This is a genomic window from Thiorhodococcus minor (assembly GCF_010820565.1).
GTDB classification, from domain to species: Bacteria; Pseudomonadota; Gammaproteobacteria; order Chromatiales; family Chromatiaceae; genus Thiorhodococcus; species Thiorhodococcus minor.
Genome location: NZ_JAAIJQ010000200.1, coordinates 1 through 2,786 on the forward strand (window position 1 = coordinate 1; position 2,786 = coordinate 2,786).

2 protein-coding genes are annotated in these 2,786 nt (G+C 62.2%); both read left to right on the forward strand.

What is annotated here, in order from left to right:
• Positions 1-632 precede the first annotated feature (632 nt).
• The gene (locus G3446_RS26220; protein WP_164456602.1) at positions 633-1,883 is read left to right on the forward strand and encodes a tyrosine-type recombinase/integrase; all 1,251 of its coding nucleotides are present in this window, start codon (positions 633-635) and stop codon (positions 1,881-1,883) included.
• A complete protein-coding gene (locus tag G3446_RS26225; RefSeq protein WP_164456603.1) occupies positions 1,880-2,707 on the forward strand; it encodes a tyrosine-type recombinase/integrase in 828 nt (275 codons plus the stop codon). The genes G3446_RS26220 and G3446_RS26225 overlap by 4 nt, the downstream gene beginning before the upstream one ends.
• The last annotated feature ends 79 nt before the right edge of the window (positions 2,708-2,786 follow it).

The following is a 2,786-nucleotide window of genomic DNA, read 5'->3' on the forward strand; positions in this document are numbered from 1 at the left end:
GAGCGTCAGGGCGACCTCTTCAACGACGATTTCGACGATCCGATCTCCTTCTGAAAGACCTCAACGCGGCGGGCCGAGACCCGCCGCAGGCCCCTGCCGCCCCCCACAACGTCCACTTCCCCCGGGGCCACCGGCCCGCCCCCGAAAAAGCGCGTTCATCACCTCACACTCGTCCACCTCCCACCATTGCTTCACCGGAGTGCCTAGGCTGGGAAGGACTCACACTCTCATCGCGAAACAATTCGAGAAACGGGCGGGGAAACAATGTGAGAGACAACAGTGGGCACATCCAGTACTACGGCGTCAGCGGCAACAGCCGCGCCCTGGCCGGGTATCTCTACCAGGCCACGCGACTGCTGTTTAAGTGGTTGAACCGGCGTAGCCAAAAGCGCTCGCTCAACTGGGAGCGTTTTCGGGCCGTCATCGGCCCGCGGCTACCGCGCCCGCGCATTGTCCATGACCTCTACCCTATTCCACCGTGGAAGACTCAAACTGGGAGCCGGATGGTTAATGTGGCGTTGCCTGTTATGTGGCGGTGAGACCCTAACCGCCTGACCAGGTTAGAGCTTGGCGAGGCTGGACGCCACATAACGATCTTGTCGGTCAAATCTCTTTTGCACAGGAGATTGACCATGTTCGACAAGCTTTTCAAACGACCGAGCACAATCGCGTGCCAGCTCGAGGCGCCCCTGGCATCGGAGCGCGCGTCCTACCTGAGAAAATGCGCTGAGGATGGAGCAGCGCCGGAGACCTTGCTGCGCATCGCTCGAGAACTCCTTGTCGTCGTTCGGGAACTAGATCTGACATCTGGACACTTGGTCACGCTCGCAGCGGTCGATGGGGCTGCTGAGCACTGGGCCAAACAACAGAAGCGCCGTCATCGTGCGCAGACGCTTCGATGGTCGCAGATACTGTTCCGGCAGACCGCCATTGCATGGCTCAGCTACTTGGGCCGTCTGTGCATCTCGGAACCAGAATCGACGCCACAGCCGTTTGCCCCTCTCATCGATGCCTTCGTTGACGATTTGCAACACGAGCGCGGGTTGTCGACAGCAACGGTGGCGAACTACCAGTGGCATGTTCAGCACTTTTTCGCTGACTTCAGTGCGCGACAGTGCGCCTTTGCAGAAGTGCGCGTCGAGGATGTCGATGCCTTCCTTGCCCGCCAAGGGGCGCATTGGTGCCGTGTGTCGATCGCCAGCAGCGCCAAGGCGCTGCGGGCCTTCTTTCGGTATGCCGAGCGCCAAGGCTGGTGCCGGCCCGCCATCGCCTCAGCGATCGAAAGTCCCCGCCTGTTCCGCGATGAAACCTTACCGGGCGGCCCTGCCTGGGAAGATATTCGGCAGCTGATTCCGCCGCCCGATACTCAGCAGCCTCGTCACATCCGCGATCGCGCCATCCTGCTGCTCTTCGCCGTCTACGCATTGCGCAGCGGTGAAGTGGCGCGGCTTCGGCTCGACGACATCGACTGGACCCATGCGTGCATCACGGTTGTGCGCGCCAAACAGCACTGCTCCCAGCGCTACCCGCTGACCGATGAAGCGGGCAGCGCCATCGTGCGCTACCTCCAGGAGGTGCGTCCCTGTTGTGGTTATCGCGAGGTCTTCCTGACCCTGAGGGCGCCCATCCGCCCGCTGTCGGCGGGTGGGCTTTATCACGTGACCTGCAGTCGTTTGCACCACCTGGGTGTTCAGACTCCCCACTGGGGTCCTCATGCGCTGCGCCACGCCTGTGCCTGTCATCTCCTAGCCGAGGGGCTGTCTCTGGATGCCATTGGCGATCATCTTGGTCATCATAGCCTCAGCAGCACCCGTCACTATGCCAAAGTCGATCTGGCGGGACTGCGTGAGGTGGCAGAGTTCGACGTGGGAGGGCTGCTATGAATCTCCCCCAAGTCGTGCATGACTATGTGGCACTCAAGCAATCGATGGGATCGCGTTTTCGCACGGAAGCAGCCATCCTCAAGGCGTTCTGCAAGGCGGTGGGTGATGTGGCCATCACCGACGTCGAGCCACAGCAGGTGGCGCGCTACCTCGCCGGTTCTGGCCCCGTGACCCGGTATTGGCACCGCAAGTATGAGGCGTTGACGGGCTTCTATCGCTTCGCGCTGGGCCGGGGCTATGTGGCGCTGTCGCCGCTGCCCAAAACCGTGCCTCAGCGCCCGGAACCGTTTCGGCCTTACATTTTCCCCGAGGAGGAATTGCGTCGCCTGTTCAAGGCCGCTGGCGAACTTGAGGCTCCGCGCATGGCGCTCCAAGGAGCGACCCTGCGCCCGCTCTTGCTGTTGCTCTATGGGACCGGACTGCGCATCAGCGAGGCGCTTGCGTTGACGCTTGCCGATGTCGATCTGGGTGCGCAGGTGCTCACCATCCGGGAGAGCAAATTCTACAAGACACGGTTGGTGCCGATTGGCCCACGGTTAGCGGCGGTACTCAGGACCTACGCCCATGATCGACACCGGCAAGGCCATGCCAACGATCCCGCCAATCCCTTCTTTGTGACCCGCACCGACACCGCGGTGACCCGAGGCATGGTCGAATCGGCCTTTGTCCGTCTGCGCAACAGCGCTGATATCGCCCGTGAGGATGGCGCCCGCTATCAACCTCGACTCCATGATCTGCGCCATCATGCCGACAACCGAATTATGCCGAGTCGGGCGGCTGGCGATCGGCCGGCGGCGCTCTGGCGTTGCTTGCGGTCGGCATAATCAGAGGCCTTCGAGGAAGGCCAGAAGCTGGTCATCGGGGCGGTAGCGAGCCGGTGTGACCCCGATGGGCGTGGTCCGA

Excerpts from the sequence above, each read along its gene's own strand:
- G3446_RS26220 (WP_164456602.1), top strand. The coding sequence starts at position 633 with ATGTTCGACAAGCTTTTCAAACGACCGAGCACAATCGCGTGCCAGCTC.
- G3446_RS26225 (WP_164456603.1), top strand. The coding sequence starts at position 1,880 with ATGAATCTCCCCCAAGTCGTGCATGACTATGTGGCACTCAAGCAATCG.